This window comes from Glutamicibacter sp. B1, assembly GCF_039602135.1.
GTDB lineage: Bacteria > Actinomycetota > Actinomycetes > Actinomycetales > Micrococcaceae > Glutamicibacter > Glutamicibacter ectropisis.
Genome location: NZ_CP125942.1, coordinates 1,566,566 through 1,590,155, shown reverse-complemented (window position 1 = coordinate 1,590,155; position 23,590 = coordinate 1,566,566). Strand labels below are relative to the sequence as shown.

General features: G+C 53.5%; 17 protein-coding genes. 4 read left to right on the top strand and 13 right to left on the bottom strand.

Features of this window, described 5'->3' with window-relative positions; translation table 11 throughout:
- Nucleotides 1-198: 198 nt before the first annotated feature.
- From QMQ05_RS07325 to ftsY, 7 genes are all read right to left on the bottom strand, one after another.
- Complete coding sequence (locus QMQ05_RS07325) at nt 199-1,419, bottom strand: ammonium transporter (RefSeq protein ID WP_334123544.1); 1,221 nt, start codon at nt 1,417-1,419, stop codon at nt 199-201.
- 313 nt (nt 1,420-1,732) lie between these two features.
- Nucleotides 1,733-2,242, bottom strand: coding sequence for a hypothetical protein (locus QMQ05_RS07320; protein WP_345474252.1), 510 nt, complete (start codon nt 2,240-2,242; stop codon nt 1,733-1,735).
- 334 nt (nt 2,243-2,576) lie between these two features.
- A complete protein-coding gene (locus QMQ05_RS07315; RefSeq protein WP_345474250.1) occupies nt 2,577-4,709 on the bottom strand; it encodes an acyltransferase family protein in 2,133 nt (710 codons plus the stop codon).
- 287 nt (nt 4,710-4,996) lie between these two features.
- Nucleotides 4,997-5,683 carry a hypothetical protein gene (locus QMQ05_RS07310; RefSeq protein WP_345474248.1) on the bottom strand — a complete coding sequence of 229 codons (687 nt, stop codon included), beginning with the start codon at nt 5,681-5,683 and terminating at the stop codon, nt 4,997-4,999.
- A 17-nt stretch (nt 5,684-5,700) separates the two neighbouring features.
- Nucleotides 5,701-6,222 carry a gamma-glutamylcyclotransferase gene (locus tag QMQ05_RS07305; RefSeq protein ID WP_345474246.1) on the bottom strand — a complete coding sequence of 174 codons (522 nt, stop codon included), beginning with the start codon at nt 6,220-6,222 and terminating at the stop codon, nt 5,701-5,703.
- Complete coding sequence (locus QMQ05_RS07300; protein ID WP_345474244.1) at nt 6,198-7,277, bottom strand: SH3 domain-containing protein; 1,080 nt, start codon at nt 7,275-7,277, stop codon at nt 6,198-6,200. The genes QMQ05_RS07305 and QMQ05_RS07300 overlap by 25 nt, the downstream gene beginning before the upstream one ends.
- A gap of 460 nt (nt 7,278-7,737) precedes the next feature.
- Nucleotides 7,738-8,919, bottom strand: coding sequence for a signal recognition particle-docking protein FtsY (ftsY, locus tag QMQ05_RS07295; protein ID WP_334123549.1), 1,182 nt, complete (start codon nt 8,917-8,919; stop codon nt 7,738-7,740).
- Between the two features lie 173 nt (nt 8,920-9,092).
- Between ftsY and QMQ05_RS07290 the strand changes: the two genes are divergently transcribed.
- On the top strand, nt 9,093-10,358 hold the full coding sequence (locus QMQ05_RS07290) for an MFS transporter (protein WP_345474241.1): 1,266 nt from the start codon (nt 9,093-9,095) through the stop codon (nt 10,356-10,358).
- Nucleotides 10,359-10,453: 95 nt separating this feature from the next.
- Here the strand turns inward: QMQ05_RS07290 and QMQ05_RS07285 are convergent, their stop codons facing one another.
- The 3 genes from QMQ05_RS07285 to QMQ05_RS07275 all read right to left on the bottom strand — a co-directional run bounded on the left by QMQ05_RS07285 (nt 10,454) and on the right by QMQ05_RS07275 (nt 15,732).
- On the bottom strand, nt 10,454-11,962 hold the full coding sequence (locus tag QMQ05_RS07285; RefSeq protein ID WP_345474239.1) for a glycosyltransferase family 2 protein: 1,509 nt from the start codon (nt 11,960-11,962) through the stop codon (nt 10,454-10,456).
- Between the two features lie 196 nt (nt 11,963-12,158).
- Nucleotides 12,159-12,767: an AAA family ATPase gene (locus QMQ05_RS07280; protein WP_345474237.1), complete on the bottom strand. Its 609-nt coding sequence runs from the start codon at nt 12,765-12,767 to the stop codon at nt 12,159-12,161.
- Nucleotides 12,768-12,843: 76 nt separating this feature from the next.
- The gene (locus QMQ05_RS07275) at nt 12,844-15,732 is read right to left on the bottom strand and encodes an AAA family ATPase (protein ID WP_345474235.1); all 2,889 of its coding nucleotides are present in this window, start codon (nt 15,730-15,732) and stop codon (nt 12,844-12,846) included.
- A gap of 148 nt (nt 15,733-15,880) precedes the next feature.
- Here QMQ05_RS07275 and QMQ05_RS07270 point away from each other — a divergent pair, with 148 nt between their 5' ends.
- On the top strand, nt 15,881-16,696 hold the full coding sequence (locus QMQ05_RS07270; RefSeq protein WP_345474233.1) for a serine hydrolase domain-containing protein: 816 nt from the start codon (nt 15,881-15,883) through the stop codon (nt 16,694-16,696).
- Nucleotides 16,697-16,843: 147 nt separating this feature from the next.
- On the top strand, nt 16,844-19,036 hold the full coding sequence (locus QMQ05_RS07265) for a hypothetical protein (RefSeq protein ID WP_345474231.1): 2,193 nt from the start codon (nt 16,844-16,846) through the stop codon (nt 19,034-19,036).
- Nucleotides 19,037-19,245: 209 nt separating this feature from the next.
- Here the strand turns inward: QMQ05_RS07265 and QMQ05_RS07260 are convergent, their stop codons facing one another.
- The gene (locus tag QMQ05_RS07260) at nt 19,246-20,181 is read right to left on the bottom strand and encodes a helix-turn-helix transcriptional regulator (protein ID WP_345474229.1); all 936 of its coding nucleotides are present in this window, start codon (nt 20,179-20,181) and stop codon (nt 19,246-19,248) included.
- 160 nt (nt 20,182-20,341) lie between these two features.
- Here QMQ05_RS07260 and QMQ05_RS07255 point away from each other — a divergent pair, with 160 nt between their 5' ends.
- On the top strand, nt 20,342-21,538 hold the full coding sequence (locus QMQ05_RS07255) for an MFS transporter (RefSeq protein ID WP_345474227.1): 1,197 nt from the start codon (nt 20,342-20,344) through the stop codon (nt 21,536-21,538).
- A 43-nt stretch (nt 21,539-21,581) separates the two neighbouring features.
- On the opposite strand, the gene QMQ05_RS07250 is transcribed toward QMQ05_RS07255, so the two are convergent.
- Both QMQ05_RS07250 and QMQ05_RS07245 read right to left on the bottom strand, forming a co-directional pair.
- Complete coding sequence (locus QMQ05_RS07250) at nt 21,582-22,445, bottom strand: aldo/keto reductase (protein ID WP_345474225.1); 864 nt, start codon at nt 22,443-22,445, stop codon at nt 21,582-21,584.
- Nucleotides 22,446-22,492: 47 nt separating this feature from the next.
- A complete protein-coding gene (locus QMQ05_RS07245; protein ID WP_345474223.1) occupies nt 22,493-23,524 on the bottom strand; it encodes a zinc-binding dehydrogenase in 1,032 nt (343 codons plus the stop codon).
- Nucleotides 23,525-23,590: the final 66 nt, after the last annotated feature.

Genomic DNA, 23,590 nt, shown 5'->3' with positions numbered 1-23,590 from the left:
CAGGAGTGGAAAGACGAAAGAAAAATTATCTCAACACGTTTGCCATGACTTACTCATGTCGCCTTTAACGAAGTTCCACCGCGGGATTGCACATAAAGAAACCGCCGGTGGCTGCATGGCCCACCGGCGGTTTCCCGGACATCGTATTGATGTCCTACCCCTTGATCATGTTCTTATTATTTTTCAGCTCCCACCCCTTTACTTAGAGGCCAGCTGGTAACCAGCATCGTTGTGCTCAGCGGCGTCGATACCGGCAATTTCAATATCTGCCGATACTCGCCATGGGCTGAACTTACCGATCACCGAAGCGATAACCCAAGTCATTGCCGCGGAGAAGATCATTACTACAAGAAGCGTCATGAACTGTGCAACCAGCTGCGAGAGACCGCCACCGTAGAACAGGCCACCAGCGCTTTCCTCGGTTGGCAGCGCGAAGAAGCCGAGGAAGAGGGTGCCGATGATACCGGCAACCAGGTGAACACCGACCACGTCCAGGGAGTCATCGTAACCAAGCTTCCACTTGAGGTTGACGGCCCAAGCCGAACCTGCACCAGCCAGTACACCCAGCAGTAGTGCCGCCCATGGGGCCAGATCTGCACACGAAGGGGTGATAGCAACCAAACCGGAGACTAGGCCTGAGGCAACACCTACCGAGCTGGCGCGTTCCCCGCGCAGCTTTTCAACGAGGATCCAGCCAAGAACTGCTGCGCCTGGCGCTGCGAAGGTGTTGATCCAGATCAGACCAGCCTGCTCAATGGTGGTGGCGGCACCAGCGTTGAAACCGAACCAGCCGAACCACAGTAGGCCTGCACCAAGCATGACCAGTGGGGTGTTGTGTGGCTGAGGGCGATCGTGGAAGTTGTGACGCTGACCGAGCTTGAGTGCGAGGACAAGTGCGGCGATACCAGCGTTGGTGTGAACTACAGCACCACCAGCGAAGTCAATGGCTTCTCCGAAGATCTTGCCAAGGAAACCATCGGAGGAGAGCAATCCTCCACCCCATACCCAGAAGGCCACCGGTGCGTAGACCAGGGTGACCCACAGTGGGATGAAGAAGAGCCATGGCGCAAAGCGAGCACGGTCGGCAATGGCGCCAGAAATAATGGCCACCGAAATCATGGCGAAGGTGCCAGAGAATCCTGCAGAGAGTAGGTCCGCTTGTTCGGTATTGTGCATGGCAAAATCGCTTATTGGATTTCCGACGATGCCTGCGATGGTTGGTTCACCAGCGGAGAATGAGTACCCCCACAGCACCCAAACCACTGCGGTAATTGCTGCGGCAGAAAAGCTCATCAGCATCATGTTCACAACGCCGGTAGAGCGGGTCATGCCGCCGTAGAAAATTCCCAGTGCCGGTGTCATCATCAAGACAAGCGCGGCTGCTATTAGGATCCATAAGCTGGCTACGTCCAACTCCATCTGGATCACATCCCCTCAAGGTGTTCGGTGTATCGGTGGCGAGTCGGGCCCTACTGCAGAATTGCGGTGTCCTTGGCCCGGCGATGAGTCCATTCTTCGCCACGGATGTTTCGATACACTCGCGGATTCGTTTCCAGTGTGTATCAAGACACCCCTGTGGGTAACGTTTACTTCTCGTGAATGTTTCACTGTTGTTTCGGTAGATTCACGCATAAAAATATCGGCGGTGAAGTTGGCAACGAATGCGCCGGATCGCTGGGAATCTCGGCGCATCCACGGTCAACAACACCGCCGGATAAGTTAAGCAGCGCCCTTAGGCTCGCTTGATTTTGACCACCTGGAATTTCGGTACCGTGGTTGAACCACCAATGGTGGTGTCATAGGTCAACGAACCGAGCACCGTAGCGGTGACCTGAACGATGTCATCTGCGACGAAGTCATCCAAGATGTCGCAACTAAAGAGTCCGTCTCCGGCAGAGAACATGGAATTGTAATCGTAGTCGTACTTCCCCACATAAGCGTGGCTCAAGTCCGCACGGAATGAGCAGGGTCCGGTTCCTGAATCGAACTGGGTGATCCGCGCGTAAAGGATGACGTTCTCATCAATATGGGCATCAGGCTTCTTCACGATTTGAGCCAGATCGCGTTTGCTGACCTTCTTAGCCTTGTTGGATTTTTCCTTCTCAGCCTTTTCGGCCGCTTCCTTGGCCTTCTTCTCTTCGGCTTTCTTTGAAGCTGCCGCTTCTTCTTCAGCCGCGCGAAGAGAATCAGCCTCGGCTTGAACCGTATCGAGTGTTTGTTTCGTATCTGCCAGTTGCGCCACAAGCTCTTCCTTCTCAGAATTCAGCGCAGAGGCTGAAGCTTGCGCAGCTTCCTAGTCCTCGGTGGAAACGCCGCAGGCGCTCAAGGCTAGGACAATGCTCATGGTCGCCATCGACCACATGAACCTTTTCATGGTTCTACTCCATTTCATGGGTGCGAGTTCCCGGATCCCCCAATTGCATCCGGGTACTGCTGATGATGGCACCTGGCAGGGACAGTTTAGAAAGGCGAGCAGAACCAAAAGTAGAGAAGCTACCGTTGGAATGAACCAGCGGTAGCTTCTCTGTGTTTTATTCTGTGATTTATGAGGTGACGCTTTGAGGGGTTACATGTTTTCAGGCCGCGGGGAATAATTTGTCAGAATCCAAGGCCTTCTCCATCCGTGAACCTAAGGTTTCAGACAAAGACTGAGCATAAGTGGCGCTGAGGTGTGAATGATCCCAGTAAGCGACAATTCCCCCGATCACTGAATAGCATGTGCCGTCTTCGCAGAGTTGGTCATTCATGTCCACCTGCACAATATCTGGATCATCCAGAGACTTCACGGCGTCAATCTGAGGGTCCTGTGGGATCCACTCATCGGCATCTCCGCTGCATTCATCTGGATCCGACGAATTTTTCGCTACGCAGTCGGGTACGTTATCCAGTGTCGCTCCAGGCCATGACGTGTCATGGATGACCGCAACTTCGGCACCGGTATCCGCCCAGTCGCCCATGAGTTTTTCGTAGGCATCGGTGGCTGGATCCTGCGATGATTCCATACTGTGGCCACTGACCGGCACGGATTGCCGGTTGGAGGTAATCACCAGATCATAATCTTCCTTCTTGATCTGATCGGTCACCCATCCGCCAAGATCACCGCACCCTTCAACGCTGGCTTGGTCATCAAACTTCTGTTCTTCGCCCATGATGGCACAGCGATTCGCTAGATAGGTATCAATTTGCCATCCGTGCTCCTGAGCGAGCGTATTCAGTGCAGGGAACCACTGACCTGCATGCGAGTTACCCACCAATGCAACCTTGATATCGCCCTTACCGTAATGGCAGACCGGACGATCCTGGAAGTCGGTAGTTTGGCTGGCAAAACAATCGTCTTTATAGACGACGGGCTTGTCGGTTTTGGCCGCCACTGGTGCGGGAGCCACCTGTTGATCTGCAGTTTGGGCAGCATCGGGCTTGTCGCAGCTATCGCTCAACGCCGACGCTCCAAAGCATTCATCCCCTACGGTTTTTTCAACCTGGGCTAGGGACTTGTTGATGTCCTGAGCGTCTTCGGTGACTCGTGTACTGGTCATATAGAAGGCACCGGCGAACAAAGCCAAGACCAAACTACCTGCGGTCAAGAAGCGCGGAGCCGAAAGTATTGCAGAGGTATCAATTAACTTTTTGAAGCGAACTTCAACCAACTTTTGTGTCGCAACGGCCAGAATCAACGTCAAAGCTAAGGCCGCAAATTTCTGTGGCCATTTGAAGTCGTCAACCATGAATGGCACTAAGACCAGTAGTGGCCAGTGCCAAAGGTAGATGGCGTAGGAGTTGTCACCGAAGAACTGGAATAGCTTGGTGTCTAAGAAGATCTTGGGCGAGTACTTGTGCGTGGAATTGCACAGCAAGACCAGTACGGTACCAAATACCGGAATCGCTGCGATATAGCCGGGGAATGGCATCTGTCCGCTGAACATCACGGCGCTAAAAGCAATAGCGAGAATGCCGCCCCAGGAACCAACCAAAGCTAACCGGTCAGTGGTGGCCGCGTGCGCTTTGGCGCCCAAGGCAGCAACGAGTGCTCCGGCAGAAAACTCCCACACACGAGTGAAGGTGGAGAAATAGGCCGCGCCGGGATCCGTTGCTGTGGCATACATGGAGTAGGCAAAGGAGACAAGGAAGATCACCCCTATGCCACCAAGGATGATGGCTTTTGGATTCTTCTTATACTTCAATGCAGCAAGCACCAATAGTCCGATTAGCACCGGCCAGACGAAGTAGAACTGCTCCTCTGCTGAGAGAGACCAGAAATGCTGGAACGGGCTTGGCGCGTCCCCTTCTGCAAGGTAGTCGACCTTGGTTAATGCCAAGAACCAATTCTGGAAGTAGAAAGTGGCAGCGATTGCTTGAAGTCCCCAGTCTTGCCAAAGAGTCTGAGGGGCAAAGATCCAAATACCTGCAACACTGCAAAGAATGACCAGGAATGACGCGGGAATCAGACGCTTCACGCGTCGCATCCAAAATTGAGCGACGTCTAAGAGAGTCTTAGGTGGCTTAGAAATCAGGTGGGAGGTGATCAAGAACCCGGAGATGACGAAGAAGACATCTACTCCGACAAAACCGCCTGGAAGGTAATGTCCCCAGAAGTGATACAAGACAACAATGCCTACGGCAATGGCGCGTAGCCCCTGAATGTCTGCACGGAATCCTTTGGGTTTCGGGTCCTGTTTAACGGGCAGGGGCAAGTCTTGATTGGACGACACTAGTGGCAGAATCCTTCACCGTCTGGGTTCGTTGTCAAAGCAGGGCACCCAAAAAGCTAGGGCGCCCTTGCTCCGAATAAATCCTTGCCGTAAACCCTGACTGGTTTCTGAGAATCTTAGTTTTCGCACATCAATGCTTCAGCAACACGACCATTCCCCTAGGCCTGAAATACAATCCTTGACTAGGCATAACACAAAGCAGTTCGTGGACACATGGTACTGACGCGCGGTCTTTCAACGCGTCATCGCTTGGGCGTGTCGCCCGTGGCCTACGACTTTCTGTCGGGCTAGTAGCTCCACGTCCATCCGCCAGTCTTATCTGGATCATAAACAACTTGGCCTGTGGCGTATGGCGAATCTAGAACTACATTGCCGCGAATTTCATCGCCCGCGCCTACGGCAATATCCAAGGCATTCTTGACCTCACAGGAGTACGCAGCAATCGTGTTCAGGTTGTAGGAAACTTTCCGGTTCTCGCCTGGCGAAACACCAAAGGAGGACGCATCAAGTGGCATCAAGGCTATTTCTTCATCCACTACGTCTTGTGCTGATGCAGCCAGTGACGCACTAACATCCAAGACAAGGAAATACTTGTTATCCGGAGAGATCTGCTCGCCAAATCCTCGCAAAGTGCACTTGTTCATGACTTTGACGCTGTGTACGGTGATTTCAAAGGATGGTTTCTTTGCCCCATCCACGGTGAGCTTGCCTGGCTGCCCAAGATTCTTAATGACTTGAGCCTGGGTATCAACTTTTACATCTTCCCCGGTTTCTGCATCCTCTTTGGCCACGTTGGCCAAGCTATCTTGCAGTTCAGTCGACGTAGATCCTGCTTGAGCCCAGTATTGATTACTCGCAAGAATGAGTCCTCCAGCAACACCAATGACGGCAATAGTGGCAGCGGTACTGACCAGGATCTTGCGCTGACGTCCGTTGGCCTTGTCATCCTGTTTGGTTGCGCTGTTCTTGTCCATGGATCTGCTCCCCTAAGTTACGAACGCTTTAAGAAATCGCCGGAGGAAATGTAGCGGCCAGAGTTCTTGACCACCTTTTCCGAGAAGGATGTTGTCTTGTAAGTCCACGATTGGGATTCATCGGTGAGGTACACATTTTGTCGTGTGTACATCGGCTTGCCCTGATACTTCAGCTGCCCTTCGTAGATGTCCAACTTCTTGAGCATCGCAGGACCTTTAGCATCTGAGTACTGGAACTGTTCAGCAACCACGGTCTTTGGACCGTTGGTCAGGAAGGTCCAATTAGGGTTCCACATCTGATACAAAGATGAGCTGGCCAGCCTCTGATTGGTCACCTTCTGCTGGAATCCATTCATCACGTTATAGGCAGATTGTCCGGTGCGAAGCGTTCCATAGACTGCCACCGAATACGGGCCATGCCGCCTGAGATTTCCCTTTTCAATGACCCAGCCAGTCAGGGAGCCAGAGGTGACACGCACCCAACCACCTTCGGCTTTATGCGTGACGATGACCTTCATGCCTTTCTTAATGCTGCCCACTGTTCCTGCGCTAGAGACAGGATTTTCCGTATCGAGAAAGCATTGTTGCTGAAACGTGCGTAGTTCTTGACGTCAACCGATGGTGGAATGTAGCCGGAAGGTTTGGGGCGATCAGTGACATCACTCCACACCCATTTGCCGTTCAAAAGAATCTCATCGCGTCGATTAACGCTGTCCCATGCACCCCAGCGAACCTTGGTGCCGCGTTTGATGGTGCCAACGACCTTAGAGCTGCTCTTCTTTGCTGAGTTATATACCGAGCCATCACGTTGCGCGTACCGGTATTGAATCGTCACTGCTCCCCTATTGGTGGTGTTGGTCCATACCCAGCGCCCGTTCACGTTGATTTCGTCTTTTCTGTGCGTGGCATCCCAACGACGATATTCATATTTTTCTCCGTGGTGGATCCTGCCCAGACAGGTAGCTTTCTTTGGATCCTGATGGGAGTAGATACCGCCACTACGCTGAACGTATCGGTACTGTTTAGCCGGAATGGTTGTGACGACATTCTTGGCTTCCACCCAACCGTGATAATAAGCGGTTTTAATGTGTGCGCTGGTACCACTGAGTTCAAGCAAGCTCACTTTGGTACGCAGATTAACGGCACCAATACTTTGCTGAAGTGACTTTGTGGCGTAGATGGGAGTATAGCGAGTCATGTATCTTGCGGACTCGTCTTTAACATAGGTTCGTGTCGTCAGGTACTTACTTGATGACCATCCAGTTTTACTTCCCCATGTGACTTGCCACCAGACATCCTGCTTTTTACCCGTTGGACGAACGACTGTTCCCTTGGGCATGATCCCAAGAGATCCAGCACTGGTTGAGGGTGACTTCCTGAGATTCAGGTTCTCGGTGGTGCTGGTCTCCGTGACTTTTTTGATGAACTTTGACGGCGGAGCGTTTTCAGGGTCATAGGGACCCATTTGAATTTGGACGTTGTGACGACTTGCTGACCCCCAGGCGTTGGTTGTCACCGTGAAGGCAAGTATGAGCGAGATGGCTGTCGCTGCAGCAATCGCAGCGCTCCGATAGTTGAGTTTTGACGATTGCATCGGATTTTGACCCCGCGTTCTATCCGAAAGTGCGTGTGATGACTTCGAAACGCACAGCGTCCGAAAGCTTGTCCCACTGGAAGAATAAGCGGGAACTACACCTCTCACAAGGCTTTAATCAATTCTTTATATTTTAAGGATTCACGTGTTTCGCGCGTTTTCGCATAAACCTGATTCGTTCAGAATAGGGCGATGGTTTGGATCATCACTCCCAGAGCTACCCCACCTGTAGCTTTGTCTCAAACTCAGCGATTTAGTCGCTTCACAATATCCTTGGGCGTTGATTTTCTATCTCTACGACCTCCAGCACGATCCATCCAGAAGGTATGGATTGTTATCTTCTTCCAGCACACGACTCCATCACCACACCGTGGAGCACTGCGGTCCAGCAAGAAGACTTGGGTACAGCAAAGGCCCTGCCAAATGGCAGGGCCTCATCTGTGATTCAAGTGCGTTTCAGTTAGCCTTCAAGCAGTGCATCAACGAAGTCTTCTGGGTTGAACGGAGCCAGATCATCTGGTCCCTCTCCCAGACCAACCAACTTCACCGGCACACCCAGCTGGCGCTGAATGGCAACTACGATGCCGCCCTTAGCGGTGCCATCAAGCTTGGTCAGCACGATGCCCGAAACGTTGACAACCTCGGAGAAGACCTTGGCCTGTTGCAGACCGTTCTGTCCGGTGGTGGCATCTAGGACAAGTAGGACCTCGTCGATAGCGGCCTTCTTTTCCACGACGCGCTTGATCTTGCCCAGCTCGTCCATCAGGCCGACCTTGTTCTGCAGTCGCCCTGCGGTATCAATCATGACGATATCGACTTCCTGGTCGATACCAGCAGAAACTGCTTCGAAGGCAACCGAAGCTGGATCAGCACCGTCAATGTCCGAACGTACGGTTGGAACACCAACGCGGTCACCCCAGGTAGCCAACTGTTCGGCAGCTGCGGCACGGAAGGTATCAGCAGCACCCAGGAGAACATCCTTGTCTTCAGCAACAAGTACACGCGCCATCTTGCCAATGGTGGTGGTCTTGCCAACACCGTTGACGCCGACGACCATGATGATGCTTGGGCGATCTGGGTGTGGCTGCGGTAGGTAGCTTCTATCAAGGCTTGGATCAACGAGCTTCAAGAGCTCTTCGCGCAACATCGCTTTCACGCGGGCAGGATCTTTACTACCTTCAATCTTGACGCGTTCGCGCAAGGCATCCACCAGCTCTAGGGCTGGTTCGGTACCGAGGTCTGCCATGAGCAGATTCTCTTCGATCTCGTCCCAGACATCCTCATCGATGGAGTCCTGGCTCAGCAGTGCCAGCAGACCCTTGGAGAACATGTTGTTGGACTTGGTCAGACGGGCACGCAATCGAGCCAAGCGACCTTGAACAGGCTCTGGAACATCGAGCTGCGGTGCGGCCGGAGAGACTGGCTCTTCAACTGCAATGGCAGTATCGGTAACGCTGGCATTATCAGCAGCGACATCGGTAGCGCTCGGAGCTTGAGTACCGGCCGGCAAGTCATCGGCATCGCGTTCAGAAGTGTAAGGAGTCTTTGGCTTGCGTCCCTTGGAGACATAGGCAATGACGCCAATGGCTACCACGGCAACAACCGCGACGATGATGATAGTTAATATAAGCGAATCAGTCACAGGTTAAATCGTCTCATATCTTCTGTGAGTTACCACGCTAGGGTACTTCGTGAAGAGCACTAGAGATCACAGGATCAGACTGCTCAGAAGGACATAGACTTGTTCAGGCTCTATCGCCTCACTTTTCCGTAGAAAGGCTAGAAGGCCTGTGACTCCACAGGCCATCGGCAAACATGTTGTTCTCCTCTCGTAAAACTGCTGTACGCGCACCAATTCCTAGAGAAATAGGCGTACTGCTGGTGGCAGCGTTCATTATCGCTTTGGGTTTTGGGCTCATCGCGCCCATCTTGCCGCAGTATGCGGTGAGCTTTGATGTCGGTGCTGCAGCTGCCAGCATTATCGTCAGCATTTTCGCTTTTACCCGTTTGATCTTTGCCCCGGTGGCCGGCGCCCTGGTTGGCAAGCTCGGCGAACCTCGCATCTACGTCACCGGTGTCTTACTCGTTGCCATCTCAACCTTGCTGTGCGGTTTCGTTCAGGATTACACGCAGTTATTAATCGCCCGTGGACTCGGTGGCTTTGGCTCCACCATGTTCACCATTTCAGCGATGGCACTGATTGCCAGGCTTTCCCCCGAAGAATCCCGTGGCCGAATTTCCGGTCTTTATGCCGGAGCTTTCTTGCTGGGCAATGTTGCAGGCCCGGTACTCGGTAGCGTTCTGGCACCTTTAGGTATGCGAGTACCGTTCTTTATTTACGGTACTGCGCTGGTCATTGCAGCAGCAGTGGTTTACTTCGCCTTGGGACGCCGACGTGACCTGGATAAGGATGCCGAGGATCCAGCTAAGGCCCGTCAAGCCATTGAGGTGGTCACCACCCGTGAAGCCCTGGGCTCCCCCGCCTACCGCGCTGCGCTCTTCTCCGGTTTTAGCTATGGCTGGCTAGCCTTTGGCATCCGCAACAGTATGATCCCGCTCTTTGCCCTAGCTGTTTTCGGCGATGGTCTGGGAACCACAATTGCCGGGTTGTCGATGGCATTATTTGCCATCGGTAATGGTTGTGCACTGCTCTTCTCTGGAAAACTCACCGACCGAGTGGGACGCAAAATACCTGTCATGCTCGGGTTGACCCTTTTACTGCTTTCCATCGGGTCCATGGGTATCTTTACCTCGGCCGCTGGTTTTGTCGTGTGCTCCATCTTCGCTGGTTTCGGTGGCGGCATCCTAGGCCCTGCCCAGCAGGCTTCAATTTCTGATGTCATCGGCACCGGACGTAATGGTGGTACGGCACTGGCAGGTTTCCAGATGTGTCAGGATTTCGGGGCGATTATTGGCCCACTACTCGCCGGATTCCTCGCCGACTCATTGAACTACGAAATCGCTTTTGGCGTTTCTGCCTTAGTCGCGTTGGTTGGATTGCTCGGTTGGAGCTTTGTCCCGCGCACCATTCGCCCGGTGGCGCTAGACGATGATCAGGCTTCGACAAAGGGCGCTGCCTAGTTCGGACCGAGAGCACATTCAAGCCCCAAGATGGGCAGGCCTTTAAATGCTTTGGAGCGAACACCACGGGTGTTCGCTCCAAAGCTTATTTGTTTCTAGACGAGCGTTGACTTGCGCAGGTCAATGCTCAAGGCACCCTTGATGGTGCGGTAGACGCGGACACCAGAGGCAGTAGCTTCCTTGACGTTCGCCGGAACGCGAATACGACGTGTCTCAGCGTGGTCATACTTCACATGAATATCGCCGATGCCCAACTTTTGTGCCGCCAAAGCCGCAAACGGGATCTTTGCAATGTAACGCCCTTTACCCTGTTCGGCGACCTCGAATTGCAGGCGGCGCTCGCTTTCTCGTTCATCGATGTAAAGGGCGCGTGGGGTCGGTCCAACACCCGGGCTAGTGAAGTGCAATTCAAAATGATCGCTCTTCGCAGTGGCCTTGGTCAGTTCGGGCCGCTCGGCGACCTGTTCGTCCTTAGCCGCCAGCAACTTCAGCTGTTCATAGTCCCCAGCCATAATTGCTTTGGCCTTGGCAGTATCTTGGTCGCTGAGCACTTCGTTGGTGCGCTCGGCCAAGAATTCTTGGACATATGGGCCGAAAGCAGCCGTCCACAACTTGGCGCGTGCTTCACGGTACTTCAAGAAGCGATCGCCAACGAAGAACTTCAGACCCTTGCGCTTGAACAGTCCAGCAATCAATCGGCGGCCCAGCTCTGGGTCATCGGTGGTGTTATCGCGAATGGTGTTGCTGATATGGGTCATGGACTCTACATAACCCTTAGGTTCAAATGGCTGAGCACTGATGTTGTTTCCATCGCCGCGTTCGCGGATGTAGTAGTACTCGTAGTCAGCCAGGACGCTGACTCGTTTGGCGTGCAAGTAGCATCCGGCCAACACCATGCCGTCTTCAAGACGCACTTTCTCTTCAGCAAAACGAAGATCATGATCCAGGATCATCTGGCGGCGAATGAGTTTCTGTGGCATGAGGGTGGCAAAGATCTGCTCAAGGGGCACATCAACCTGAGTCGATGAGAACAGCGAGGTTCGAATCACTCGGCCACCAACAGGAACCAGCTTTGGAGCGAGCACATCAACATCATGTTCTAGGGCGAAGTCGCGCATTCGACGCAGAGCTTCGGTGCCTAACGTATCGTCAGAGTCCGCGTAGAAAACGTATTCGCCCTTTGCCAGCGAAGTACCAACGTTGCGTGGCTTGCCTGGCCATCCACTGTTTTCTTGGTGAACAACCGTGAAGTTTGCATTGCGCTTGGCATAGACGTCCAGAATTTCACCACCAAAATCGGTGGATCCATCATTAACGGCGATGACCTCATACAGACTCTTATCCAGGTCCTGAAGCTCCAGAGAGTTGAGCAGTTCAGTCAGGTACGGCATCGAGTTGTAAACAGGAATGATGACGCTGACAAAAATTCCAGCCGGCTTCGATTCCGCCTCTGCAGCAGCCGGAGCTTCGGCCTGTTGTACCGGCTTCGCCTGAGCAACCACCGGCTGCACCTCTTGTGGCTTGGGCGCTTCAGGGGGCAACGCCGCTTCCACGTGAGAAACATTGTCATTTGAAGCTTTATTGCGTCGTCTAAACAGAGCCATCAGATTCCCAAAATTTAGAACCCTAGCCAGGGTTCGATGTATGTCTACCCTGATTATATACAGGGAACGTGTTCACAACACGACATCACCGAGAGTGCTATTTGCCACCTGATTAGGAATGTTACAAATTGATAACGGCTGGCGGGGTTGGAGCGACAAGCGACCCTATTCTGATTGATTGACGTTCAAAGCACCCCTACTGAGGCACTACTCGGTCCATCTTTTGACTAATCACCGTAGTCACACCGTCACCGCGCATCGTGACACCATAAAGCGCGTCAGCCACTTCCATGGTCTTCTTCTGGTGAGTAATCACAATCAACTGCGACGATTCACGCAACTCTTCAAAGATGGTGATCAAGCGGCCAAGGTTCATATCGTCAAGAGCTGCCTCAACTTCATCCATGACGTAGAACGGTGAAGGGCGCGCCTTAAAGATCGCCACCAGCAGTGCCACTGCGGTCAAAGAACGTTCACCGCCGGAAAGCAGTGAAAGTCGTTTGATCTTTTTGCCTGCAGGCCTAGCTTCAACCTCAATACCCGTGGTCAGCATGTGCTCAGGGTCCGTGAGCACTAGCTGGCCTTCTCCACCCGGGAACAAACGGTCAAAGATCCGTTTGAACTGCACAGCAGTGTCGTTATAGGCCTCGGTAAAGACCCGTTCCACGTGCGCATCCACGTCCGCGATGATCTGTTCCAGATCTCCTCGTGACTTCTTCAAGTCCTCCAGCTGACCAGAGAGGAATTTGTGGCGCTCTTCAAGAGCAGCAAATTCTTCCAATGCGAGCGGGTTGACCTTTCCCAACGCTGAAAGATCCCTTTCCGCTTTCTTCAGACGCTTCTCTTGCTCAACACGGTCAAAAGGTTTGGTCCCAACGGGGTTACCATCCTCGTCTACGTTCTGACGAAGACTCCCCCCATTTGTCGTCTTCGTCAATCGCTTCAGGGATCAGTTGGTCAGGGCCAAAGTTGGCAATCAGATGATCGGGGGTAAAGCCCAACTCTTCTAGCGCCTTGGTTTCTAAGTTTTCGATGCGCAGACGCAATTCGGCACGGGCCATCTCATCACGGTGCACTGCGTCCGCCAACCGAGCCAACTCGGCAGAGAGCTGTTCCGCCTCGGCGCGCTGGTTAGTCAGCAGCTGGTCCAGTTCAGCCTTTTTGGAAGCCAGCTCCTCGCGTTCAGAGCCGGCCATGGACAAGGAAACTTCGATGAAACGCAAGACTCGCTCGGCAGACTGCTCCACTCGGCTCGCATTGGCAGCTTGGGCTTTTCGCTGTTCGGCTCGGCGCATGGCCACTTCGCGGTGGTTGCGTTCGGCCGCGGCGGTTCTGCGAAGCCCCTCAATGCGCGAGCGCAGTCCCGAGACGCGTTCTTCACTGCTGCGCAAGGCAAGACGAGCTTCTAGTTCCTGTTGGCGGGCGGCTGCGGCGGCATCGGCGAGCGCGGCACGGGCTGCGTCATCAATGGTTTCGTCATCTTGATCTGTGGAGGCCAACTCCATACGTTCAGTGATCTCTTCTAGAGATTCCTGTTCGATTTCCAATTTTTCGTTGGACGCTTCAAGGCGTTCAATGAGTTTTTGTTTGTCGGCCTGGGCGCTACGAAGCTTCTGCCCCAATCGAGCCAAATAGGAACTGAGTTCATCAATGGCTGCGTCGGATTCGCTCAGTGCCGAGAGGGCATCATCTCGTTGCTGTTGCGCCACCGAAAGTTGAGGGGAACGTTCAGCGATGCTTTCCTCGACTTGGGATAGCTCTTCTTGGCATTCGTTGAGTTCACTTTCGGTTTGCTCAACCATGGCTTGTTGGGCTATCAAAGACGCGCCGGCAGCGTCACCGACAGAACTTCGGAGAGCGGAGAACGTTGCCCCATCTAGTGTCGTCACGCTGGCGGCTGGGTCTTCAGCCAACACTGCCTGCGACTGTTCTAGTTCTTCAACGACATAGTGCCCGGCGAACAGTTGATCCAATAGTGCAGCGACTTTTTCATCTGACTCAACCACGTCACGGGCGCTAATTGCGCTAGTAAGTTTGGGGGTTGCCGTATCGGTGGCTTTGATATCGGCATGCAGGAATACTGCACTCGCGTCATTGGACTTCAGCTGTTCCAGTAACCCCTCTGCGCGCTGTCCATCAATTGCCACCAATGATTCGGCATTGTCCCGAAGAATTGCTGCGACGGCTTGCTCGTACCCGGGGTTGACTGACATCAACTCACCAAGACGTCCTAGCAGGGAGTCCGAGTATGAGTGCAATAACTGCGATGACTGGTCATCGGGCTTGGTGTTCAGCTTCAACGCTTCAAGCCTGGAACGTAGGCCAGAGACTCGTACCGATAGTTCGCGTTCACGTTGCGTGTCGCGCTGCTGGGCTTGGGACAGTTCAGAGAATTCTTTGTCGGCTAGCTCAAATGTTTCGTTGAGTTCTAACTCTCCAGCAAGTTGGGTCTCCAAATCCGCTGAGACGTCATCATGCGAACGCTGATCCAATTGGAGATCTGAATCAAAAGACTGCACGCTTTCCTGCAGACGAACAATTTCTGCTCGGGTGACATCTACACGACTGCGTGCTGAAGCGACTTGTGAGGCAAGACGTGAGATTCCTTCACGGCGGTCTGCAGCAGCACGAAGCATGGCAGCCATGCGCTGTTGTTCTGCACGGGACTCTTCTTCGGCCTGCTCTTTAGCCTCTACAGCTTCAGCAAGAATTTCATGACGGTCCTCTAATGCTTCTTCAAGCTCTGCGAGTTCTTCGCTCATGCGTTCGGCTTGAGCTTCAAGCCTCTCCGGGTCACGACTGGAGTCGAAGTGCGTTTCATTGCTTTCTAGCAATTTGCTACGTTCACGGGCCAAGGCTGCTAAGGAACGGAAACGCTCGGCCTGGGTACTTAGTGCCACCCAGGTGTCTTGCATCTTGCCCAAGCGCGGGGTGACATTTTCTAGTTGTGTGTTTAGCTCAGCGATATGTCTTTTGACGCGTTCAAGGCGGTCCGTGGCTTCTTGCTGCTGTGCTTGGACTTTCGACTCATCATCGATGTCCTGGGCCAGGCGATTGTTTAGCGTCACCAAATCATCTGCAAGCAGACGCGATTTAGCGTCGCGTACATCGTGTTGCACGCTCTGAGCTCTACGAGCAATCTTCGCTTGCCTGCCAAGGGGCGCCAACTGACGACGTACTTCAGCATTGAGGTCTTCAAGACGATCAAGGTTGCCTTGCATTGCTTGGAGCTTACGAAGCGTTTTTTCTTTTCGACGACGATGCTTGAGTACACCGGCGGCTTCCTCGATAAATCCTCTGCGGTCTTCAGCGGTTGCGTGCAGGATTCGGTCAAGCTGGCCTTGACCAACAATGACGTGCATTTCGCGTCCAAGGCCTGAGTCTGAGAGTAGCTCTTGGATATCCAATAGACGGCAGGAGTTCCCGTTGATGGCGTATTCCGAACCTCCGGCACGGAATAGGGTGCGCGAAATAGTCACTTCCGCATAATCAATGGGAAGTTGACCATCGGCATTATCGATAGTCAATGAAACATGGGCACGGCCTAAGGGTGGACGTCCCGAGGTGCCAGCGAAGATGACATCTTCCATCTTGCCGCCGCGAAGAGTCTTAGCTCCCTGTTCACCCATAACCCAAGCCAATGCATCAACAACGTTGGATTTGCCGGAGCCATTGGGTCCAACCACCGCGGTGACCCCTGGCTCAAACTCAAAAGTTGTCGCCGACGCGAAAGACTTGAATCCGCGAACGGTAAGAGTCTTTAGATGCACAGCGTAAAGTTCCTAAGTTTGGGTCAGATCGCTAAGGTTGGTTTGGGTAGTAACACTCAATCCTTCACGCAATTCTAGCGAAGCGTGCTTGGCTTTTCTGATTCTGCTCGCATTTACCAGCAAGAAATATCGAGGGATAGATCATTCCATGAGCATTCTGAGCCAGATTGACCAGTGGCCTTCCGAGAACGCAGTTTCCGTAGTTGTAGATGGCCAGGGTCAAGTGCTTGACCAACACGGTGATGTGAATCGTGTGTATACCTTAGCCTCGGTCACCAAGCTCCTCAGTGCTTACACCTTCTTGGTGGCTTTGGAAGAAGAAGCTATTAGCCTCGATGATCCGGCCGGTCCCGAAGGATCCACCGTTCACCACTTGTTGGCGCATACCGCAGGCTATGACTTCGATTCGGAAACCATTCGCTTTGAGGTCGGTACCAAGCGAGGATATTCCAATACCGGTTTCGAGAAGCTTGCTGCGCATTTGGAGCAGGAAACTGGAATGAGCATGGCCGAATATGCGCACGAGGCAGTTTTTGCACCATTGGGTATGGATCAGACTCAGATCGCCGGAAGTTGCGCTAAAGATGGCCGTTCCACAGCAGCAGACCTAACTAAGTTCGCCGCTGAACTAATGAACCCCACCATTATTGCCAAAGAGACTCTCGATGATGCCACTCGCGTACATTTTGAGAATCTTGCTGGCATTCTGCCTGGTTACGGCCGACAGAATCCTAACGATTGGGGTCTGGGCTTCGAGATTCGATCCACCAAAAATCCACACTGGACCGGAGCCAACCATCCAGCAAGTACTTTCGGGCACTTCGGACAGTCAGGAACTTTCCTCTGGGTCGATCCCGTTCACCGTTTAGCCTGTGTCACCCTGACCGATAAAAACTTTGGACAATGGGCTGTTGAGGCGTGGGCTCCGTTTAACGACCAGGTGCTCGAAGCCTACTCGGCGTAGCCGTCGTTGGAAGTCTGATTGCTCGTATCGTCGCCGTACTCACTTTTCTTCTAGCGACTAAACCGATTTCTTTCCCAGACAGAACCCACAATGACTTGATAGGTTGGAGACGTACAGGGGTCTACCGCAACTTCAGGAGCGAATCCATTGCACTTAGACGTGCCGAACAATCCTTCATCTATTTCACGTCGAAAAGTACTTTCTTGGACCATGCTTGGTGCTGCTGGCGCACTGACCACCTTGTCTGGTTGCACAACAGCGCCACAAGAATCTCCTAGCCAACCAACGCCCTCTGCGACCGAGCCACCAAAGCCCGTTACTACGGCTAAGTCGACACTGAAAAATCGGGACCCACGTGTCATTTCGACTTTGAAGGAAGGGCCGCGCACACCCGGCATTGCCAGAAGCTATCCCGGCGCTTTCCCCAGCGTAAAAGTCAAAAATGTTGAACCATTACGAGGTTTTGGTGCCAACCCGTACCCTCTCTTAGCTGTCAGCATTGTTGGATTGAAAAACCAGCTTCAAATCCTGGACCCGAAAAGCAAGGCCGTGAGGCACACGCTTCACCTCAATGACAGTCACACTGGTGGCATAGAAACGATGGTCTGGGACGCTCAACGTAAGATCCTATATATCGGGGCCAAGTCGATCATCTATTCGTGGACGCCAACGAATCCAAGTAACATCAACAAACTCGGAGACGTCGAGGACGCGACTGTAATTTACGAATTGAGTTTGGACTCAAAGGGAAATGTTTGGGGTGGAACATACCCGATCGGGTCCGTCTTCAAATATGAACCCAGCAACGAGAAAATCACCGTCTTTAAGCGACTTGCGCCCGAGGCCGATTATGTTCGTTTTGTAACTATCAGCTCAGGTGATGTCATCTGGGCCGGTACTGGTTCTGTTAATCCGAAGGTCTACACATTCCCAGCTTCAAATCCTTCAAATGTCTTAGAAATCAACCTACCTCAAAAGGTCAACGAAGGTTTTATCAGTAGCCTTACCACTCTTGGAACCAAGGTTGCGGTCACAGCCAGTGGCATCAAAGAACAGCTTCTGCTCGACACAACGACAAAGAAATGGTCTGCTCCTGTGGAGCGCGTTTGGGATCGTCGAATTGCTTCCGATCTGGTTGGCGAGAGTGCAAACACTTATACCGTGACAGATAAACAGCTCTTCGGCACAGATACGGTCAAATGGACCGACGTTGCGATGGGCGCTATCTCCACGGATAAACCTTTGTCCATTGTTTCGTTCCGGACACAAGTAACTGTGATAGGCCAAAGCACCAAAGGGATCAAAATTGAAATCTTCGATATCAACTCTCAACGTGTCTCAGCAACCGTGGACATACCAATTGAGCCAGGTGAACTGACTATTCATTCGATATTGGGTCACAGTGATGGCAACATCTACTTAGGTGGCTTCATGGGTAGCAGCGTCGTTGCGCTAAATCCGACCTCTGGGCACAGCTGGCAGTCTCCCCCGCAAGTCACTGAAATCAACCAGATCGAGGGCATGATCGAGTTCAATCCAACCAGAACTTACTTGGGTTCATATGGTGGTGCGGACTTGATTAGTTTGGACACCACGCGCCGTACTGAGCCTGCTGCATATGACAGATTCATACGACTCGGAACAAAATATCGTCAATCTCGTCCTTTTGGATGGGCGAAAAATTCAACAAATGTCTTCTTCGGAACGGTCCCCGATTATGGCTTATCAGGTGGCGTTATCGGAATGATCAATCCTGGAGACAACAGCGTTGAATGGGTTCTTGATGGAGACGGCGAAGGCTTCATCAAGGGACATTCAATAGTCTCCCTTGCCGCTACCGATGAATATCTATATGGCACGACGTCGGTACGTAATGGATACGGAATCCCCGATACCGACGGTGCGGCGTACGTGTTCAAGTTTGATATCCAAAAGAAAAAAATTGTTTGGAAATCCCAACCGGTCTCCAATGCCGGGGCACTCTATACGGCTTCGCTCGTTCCGGGATGGCTACTTGTTTCTGATGTTGAAGGAATTGCCGTGATTGATATTCGTACCGGCAAACTAGCGAAGAAACACAAGTTGACCAAGGCTGATAATTCGCAGGCTCGCGCTGGATGGAACAACGCGAGTATCGCCCTTCTTGATGGAGGAGATCGTGTCGTGCATCTTGCATCAGGTCGCGCTACCCTCATCGATTTTCTTCACGAACGCAGCCACCAGATTGGCGATGTCGCTACAACCAAGTTGGGAGTGCGTGCAGCAAGTGGCGCCAACGGAAAAGTGTACGCAACGAAAAATCAGACGACCCTCGTTGAACTAGATCTGACTGTTGGCTAGGGATGAGACGACACTGATTATCAATACCACACGCAATATCTATCTGGCTTCCACCATCCACTCTCTCGCCGTCTAAAATGCCGAATCGGATGCCGGCAATTCTCAATGGAAACGACTGGCTCTCAGCCTGAAGCCCGAATAATTCTTGTCACGGAGTCGAGCTCATGATATGAACAGAGAGCCTCGACACAGAAACTCCTCCATGAGCGTCAGGACTGCAAGTCGATGCCTGTCACTCGCTGCGTAGCTGATGACTCGACGGAGAGCGCCCAGCTGGCAAGTAAGTCCAATCGCTGCGCGGCCGCTGAATCAACTGGTGCGCTCAGCGCCGTCAGTGCCAGACCTGGATCTCCCGGAAGATCAAAAGCTTCAAAGTGTAGACGCAACTCCCCCACCACCGGATGGTGGAACAGCTTTGTCCCACTGTGATGCAGTCTCACATCATTCGATGCCCACAACATGCGAAAGTCTTCACTGCGCGTGCTGAGTTCACCTACCAGTTCAGTGAATCCTGGATCATGCGGATGGCGCGCACCTTCAGTACGCAACAACTTGACGTTATCTCCGGCTGAGGAATCAAAGTCAGGATAAAACTCTCGCGCGGCTGGGTCTAGGAATCGAAAGCGTGCCATGTTTGGTAGTGCTTGGGCGCTGGTACGCGTTGGACTGTCGAACAGTGGCGCGTACAGCGCCCTGCCAAGTAAGTTCGTTGCAACGATGTCCAGCCGGCCATTGCGTACAAACGCTGGGGTGCGTGTCATGCCATCGAGGATCTGTTGTACCCCTGGCCGTACAGTGAGCTTCGCTGGCCGACTTACGTGGTGCCGGCGCGCTGATGGATTACTGGAATTTGCCTCGCGAGCAAGATCAAAGAGGTACATTCTTTCAGCTTCATCCAGTTGTAGCGCTCTACAGATCCCATCCAACACGCTCTGGGAAGCGCCGGCGAGATTCCCCTTCTCTAGCCGCGTGTAATAGTCGACCGAAAGTCCGGCGAGCATCGCAACCTCTTCACGGCGCAACCCGGGAACCCTACGGTTACCTCCGAACAGTTCAAGACCTGCCATCTCCGGGGTGATTTTGGCGCGCCGAGTAACAAGGAAGTCACGGGCTTGTTGGTTTCTTGGGGAGCGCTGCGAGGTCATGGAGCAATTCTAAATCTGGGAAGCCACAACCAGACAGGTTCTGCCAGAACCCCGGTAGAGCTGGGCCTGTTGGGCGCCATCAAAGCACGGTGGAATGAATTCAGGCTACTTAGAGCACTACCAACACGGCCTACCGTAGCCTGCGGAAAGGACTAAAACTTTGACCACCACCACGCCCACCATCAAACGCCAACGTCTCGGTTTCCTGGCAGCCAGTCTCTCGTTGGGCACCGTCTTTGCGGCCGCTGGTTCCCCAGTCTCCCTTTATGAGACCTACCGTCTGGAGGATGGGATTGGCACCGGTCAGCTGGCCGTTGTTGCAGCTTCCTATTTCATTGCTGTGGCCGTGGCACTGTTATTTTTTGGCCGCGTCTCTGATTACCTGGGACGCAAGCCGGTTGCCTTCGCAGCGCTCGGTTTCGCCGTAGTTGGTTGCCTGCTAATGCTCAATGTCCAAAGCGCCACCCCGCTGATCATAGGGCGGGCAATGCAAGGACTTGGCGGCGGACTCGCTTCCAGCGCCGTCGCCGCCTACATTGTCGACGCCGCACCGACTAAGCCGGCCTGGCTGGCCTCGACCATCACCGGTACCGTTCCCATGTTTGGCTTACCTGTTGGTGCGCTACTTTCTGGAGCACTCGTGGAGTATGGGCCCGCTCCGCGTCAGCTTGTCTATCTTGTATTCATCATCCTTCTTGCACTGTGCGCTTCCCTCATTGCATTGAGCCCGGAGACGGTAGACCGTAGTCCGGGGGCATCAAAGAGTATCCGCCCCAAATTGGCTCTGCCACCGGAATCACGTCGTGTTCTGCCCTACGCCGCCGCCGTGATCCTCGGAACCTGGGTCATGGGTGCCTTCTATCAGAGCTTTGGACCAACGGTGGCAGGTGAGCAGTTCGGCACCACCAACGCTCTTTTGGCAGCAGCGGTCTTCGCCTCGATCATGCTGTTCAACCCGCTCGGTGGGTTGCTGACCGGTCGCCTTAGCCCCGCGAAGAAACAGCGTTTAGGCATGGCCCTTTTCCTGTTTGCCATTACCGGGGTGGTTGCGAGCCTAGCAATGAACGCAACCATTCCCTTCCTCATCGCCAGTCTTATCGCGGGAGCCGGCTGGGGTGCCGCATTTTCCGGTTCCGTTCAGTCTCTACTTACTAACGCACGGCCACAAGAACGCTCAGGAATTCTGGCAACCATTTACCTTATCTCCTACAGCTCTGCCGCAATCCCGGGGTTAATTGCAGGAGCTCTGACCCATGTACTTTCTTTGTTGCACATTGCGCTGGTGATGAGCGCTGTGACTTTGCTCTGTTCACTCTTCGTGCTCACTTTCGCCAAAGAGCCACATTCCACACACTAGGGTGCCAGTCACCGTAGTGACTGCCCGACACGGTGTCTCGGTTCTAACGCACAGCCTCAGGATCCGGGCCACCACGCACACCGGTATTCAATGCATCGATCTGGGCAATCTCGTCTTCAGAAAGTGAGAATCCAAAGACGTCAAAGTTCTCGGCAATGCGCGACGGATTCACCGACTTTGGGATGGCGCTACGCCCTTGCTGCAAGTGCCAACGCAGCATCACTTGGGCAGCACTGCGCTGATGCGTAGTGGCAATCTGAGCAATAGTTGGATCCTGCAGGACATTGCCCAGTCCATTACCCCATCCTGGGTAGACGGTGATGCCACCAATCGGTGACCATGCCTGGGTCAAGATTCCCGCGTCGGCATTGGCCCGTTGCACTTCTGGCTGGGTGAAGTACGGGTGCAATTCCACCTGGTTGACGGCCGGGACAATTTCAGTCTCGGCAAGCAACCGTTCTAGGTGTTGGGGCATAAAGTTACTGACTCCAATGGCCCGGACACGACCATCGGCCAACAACTTCTCGAGTGCACGGTAGGCATCCAAGGTGTCGGAGAAGCGATTAGGTACCGGTTGGTGCAAGATCAACAGGTCAATGACATTCACACCAAGTTTGCCGGCAGATGTTTCAAAGGCCTTGAGCGTTGATTCATATCCGTAGTCGGAAATCCATACTTTGGTCTCAACAAATACCTCTTCGCGTGAGATACCGGAACGGCGTAGCCCCTCACCCACCTCTCGCTCGTTGCCGTAAGCTGCAGCGGTGTCGATGTGTCGGTAGCCGACGCGTAGTGCCTCGGCCACAGCGTTGGCAGTCTGTTCGGGTGGGCTCTGGAAAACGCCGAGCCCCAAAGCGGGAATCTGCACGCCGTTGTTAAGGGTGAGCGTTGGTGCAGTGGAAGCCATAAGATGTTTCTCCTGATAGTTCTGGACCGTGTTGCACAAAGCTGCGTTTAGGGGCGGACGAGAACTTTGAGTGCCTGGCGATCAGCCATTGCCTGGTAACCTTCCGGAACACCGTCCAAGTCCACGGTGCGGTCAAAGACGCGACCGGGCTGGATCGTTCCATCCAGCACCAGGGGCAACAGCGTTGGAATGTAGTTGCGGGCTGGAGCGACACCACCGGTGAGCGTGATGTTACGCATGAATCCTCCGAAACCAAACGGCACCTCGGTGTACTGTGGTGCGCCGACACGGCTGACCACGCCACCATCTCGGACAATGGCCAATGCCGTCTCTAGTGCCGTGTGCAGTCCTACTGCTTCCAAGACGATGTGGGTGCCATCCCCACCGCTGAGTTCCTTGACCTTGGCAATGCCTTCATCGCCGCGTACGGCGACCACTTCGGTAGCTCCGAACTCGCGACCCAGATCGGTACGTGCCTGATGGCGACCCATCAAAATGATCTGTGTTGCGCCGAGCAATTTAGCCGAAAGTACGGCGCTTAGTCCCACGGCTCCATCACCAATGACCGTCACGGTCTTACCCTGTGCTACACCACCGGCCACCGCGGCGTGATATCCAGTGCACATGACATCTGATAGAGCCAGCAAGGATGGAATTAACGCCTCATCAAATCCGGCAGGAACCACAACCAAGGTACCGTCAGCCTGTGGCACGCGTACCTTCTCACCCTGGCCGCCATCGGCGCTGCCGCCCCAGTGGGCACCGTGCCGGCAGGAGGTCTGCAGGCCTTCTAAGCAAAATTCGCAAGTTCCGTCAGAGGCGACAAAGGGGGCAATGACAAAGTCGCCCACGGCGATTCCCTTCACCTCATCGCCCACCTGTTCCACCACACCAACAAATTCGTGTCCCATTCGACTGCCCGTCGCTGAGGCCTCCATGGAAGCGTAAGGCCACAGATCTGATCCGCAGATGCACCCGGCAACCACACGCACTACTGCGTCGGTAGGCTGCTGAAGCTGTGGATCTGCAACGGTGTCGATTCGGATGTCCCCTGCTGAATACATGACTGCTGCACGCATGTTCTCACTCCTGAAAGTTTTCGGCGCCTACGCACCAGTTGATCAGTTCTATGTCGAGAAAGAAAT